Origin of the sequence: Mesorhizobium sp. M1088, assembly GCF_040318575.1 — a bacterium.
In the GTDB taxonomy this organism is placed as follows: Bacteria; Pseudomonadota; Alphaproteobacteria; order Rhizobiales; family Rhizobiaceae; genus Mesorhizobium.
Map to the genome: position 1 here is coordinate 1 of NZ_JAMYMO010000099.1, position 2,537 is coordinate 2,537.

Consider the following 2,537-nt stretch of genomic DNA (forward strand, 5'->3'; position numbering starts at 1 on the left):
TTTGGCCACGACGTCGCGCCGCAACCCCATGAGCGGGCACATCCAGTCTTGCGGGTCCGCGAACCGCGGCCCGGTGACCGCCGCCGTTACGAAGCCATCCAGCGCCGACATCGTCCGCACCAGCGGGCGGGGGGCGGGTTTGATGGCCATCCAGGCCTCCAGCGCCTCGTCCGACAGCGCCATGTCATCGATCGCGCTCATGCCGCCAACGGGAGCGGCATCGCTTGGCGGCGCACCCAGTTCCATGGCATCAGCTCGTCCCATCGCGAGGCTGGCCAGTCGTTCTGGATGCGCTCGGTGACATCGGCCATGTAGGCTTCGGCATCGACGCCGCAGAGCTTGCAGGTCTCGATGATGCTGAGCACGACCGCTGACCGCTCTGCCGCGGCGAAGCTGCCTGAGAAAAGCCAATTGCGCCTTCCGTCCGTAAATCCACGAATGGCGCGCTCCGCGATCAGGTTGTCGGGCTCGAGCTGGCCATCGTAGAGGAAGCGATTGAACGCGCGCCATCGCTTGGCGCCGTAGGCGAAGGCCTTGGCGATATCGGCATGGCGCGACAAACCCTTGCCCTGGCGCATGAGCTGTCGTCGCAGCGCGCGGACCAGTGGTCGGGTTCGCCTTCGTCGTGCGGCCAATCGCTCGGCGGGCGGCAGCCCCCGTATCTCTTCCTCGATCCGGTAGATCGCCTGGATACCGGCCATCGCCGTCGTGCTGAGCTCGGTCGGCTGGCTGTCGTGAACGTCGAATATCTTGCGGCGCAGATGGGCCAGGCAGGCAGCTTCTCGAATTGCGCCACCCTTATAGAGCTGGTTATAGCCGCTGAATCCGTCGGCCTGAAGGGTGCCGGCAAATCCGGCGAGCTCGCTCATCACGCTCTCGCCGGCGCGGCCCATGGTGGCACGATACCAGGCGATCGGCGGCTCCTTCGAGCCCGAGTTGCGGTCGTCGGCGACATAAACCCAGAGCGCACCCTTGTGCGTCTTGCCGTTGCCGGGCGCCAGGATCGGAAGCCGCGTGTCGTCGGTGTGAATCTTGCTGCGAGTAAGGCCGATCTCACGGATGCGGTTGTAGATCGGATCGAGCAAGGCGGCGGCGTAGCCGGCGCTACGCGCAAGCGTGGATCGCTCGATATCGACGCCCTTGGCGGCCATCATCTGTACCTGACGGTAGTAGGGCAGATAATAACCCCACTTGGCCATCATGATATGGGCAAGTGCGGCATAGCTGAGCTTGCCGCGTGCAATGGCCTTGGCTGGTGCCGGCGCCTGGATGATTTTATCGCAGGTCCGGCAGCTGTACTTGGGTCGAACGGTCTCCATCACCTGCCAGGCTTGGGCGACCAGATCGAGGATCTCCTCGCTATCTTCGCCCATGGCGCGCAGATCGCCGCCGCAGCCCGGGCAGCATGCGCAAGACGGCTCGCGAACGACCCGCTTGCGCGGCAGGTTGGGGTTGAGCTTGCGCACCGGCAACACCCGGACCTTGTCGCTGTCCGCGACGATAGGCAATTGGAGATCGGGCACGCTGGCGGCGAAATCGGTCTCGAGATCTTCGAGTTCGAGCCGCATCTGGCCAAGCTTCTCGGAGGAGCGGCCGAAGGCCTTGCGGTTGAAGCGATCGATCTGCAGCTGCAGGCGCTGGATGCGAAGCGCGGCCTCGGCGCGCTCTCTTCGCAGCTGCTCATCGCGTTCGGCAATGGCGATGTCACGGGCACAAACGGCCGCCTCCAGAGTGGCGATCCGGGCGAGGAAATCAGCGATGGAGGGAGCTTGTTCCGACACCCAAATTACATACCCGAAAGACCTCGTCTACGGAAGCAAAATCGACACAAAATCAATGAGAAACGGCCTAATTTAGCCGGCCAGACGCGGTCGATAAATCTTGTTCGGCCGGCGCCAATCGATCCCGTCCAATAGTAGCGAAAGCTGTGCCTTGGTGAGCGACACGGTCACCTGATCCCTGGTGGTCGGCCAAGCGAAACACCCATCGGAAAGGCGTTTTGTAAAAAGGCAAAACCCCTGGTCGTCATGCGCCAAAATCTTGATGATATGACCCTTGCGTCCACGGAAGCAGAAGATCGCGCCGGAATGCGGGTCGAGCGCGAGCACCTGCTGCACCATCCGCGCCAGGCTGTTGATCCCGCGGCGCATATCGGTCTCACCGCAGCACAAGTAAATCCGGTCGGTCGGCACCACCGTGATCACCTGGTCAACTCCGCCAGTACGATACGCAGCGCCGTCGGATCGATGGTCCCGTCGATCCGCAATCGCGCGCCGTTCGGAAAGGCCACGACGATCCTGCCGGCCGGGTCCGGACAATCGGCGACGGGACGCTCGACCTCGGGCAGATCGTTCACTTCGATCCGCGCGAAAGCTGCCATCGCCCGATCGGCCTCGAGTTCGCTGCCGGCCATCTGCTTGCGCCACGCATAGAGCTGGGATGGAGCTACGCCGAACGCTTCCGCGACCTCAGGCACCGACGACCCCGCCGCGCTCGCCAGGTCGACCAACGCGCGCTTCTCAGTGCAACTCCACAGC

General features: G+C 63.7%; 3 protein-coding genes and 1 pseudogene. All 4 read right to left on the reverse strand.

Annotated elements, in window-relative coordinates; all coding sequences use genetic code 11:
- Positions 1-201, reverse strand: a pseudogene (locus tag NKH49_RS34540) (UPF0149 family protein); the annotation flags it as partial.
- On the reverse strand, positions 198-1,781 hold the full coding sequence (tnpC, locus tag NKH49_RS34545; RefSeq protein WP_352930131.1) for an IS66 family transposase: 1,584 nt from the start codon (positions 1,779-1,781) through the stop codon (positions 198-200). The pseudogene NKH49_RS34540 and the gene tnpC, both read right to left, overlap by 4 nt.
- 72 nt (positions 1,782-1,853) lie before the next feature.
- On the reverse strand, positions 1,854-2,204 hold the full coding sequence (gene tnpB, locus NKH49_RS34550; protein WP_352930134.1) for an IS66 family insertion sequence element accessory protein TnpB: 351 nt from the start codon (positions 2,202-2,204) through the stop codon (positions 1,854-1,856).
- On the reverse strand, positions 2,201-2,537 hold a 337-nt coding region (gene tnpA / locus NKH49_RS34555), incomplete at its 5' end, for an IS66-like element accessory protein TnpA (protein WP_352930137.1). The genes tnpB and tnpA, both read right to left, overlap by 4 nt.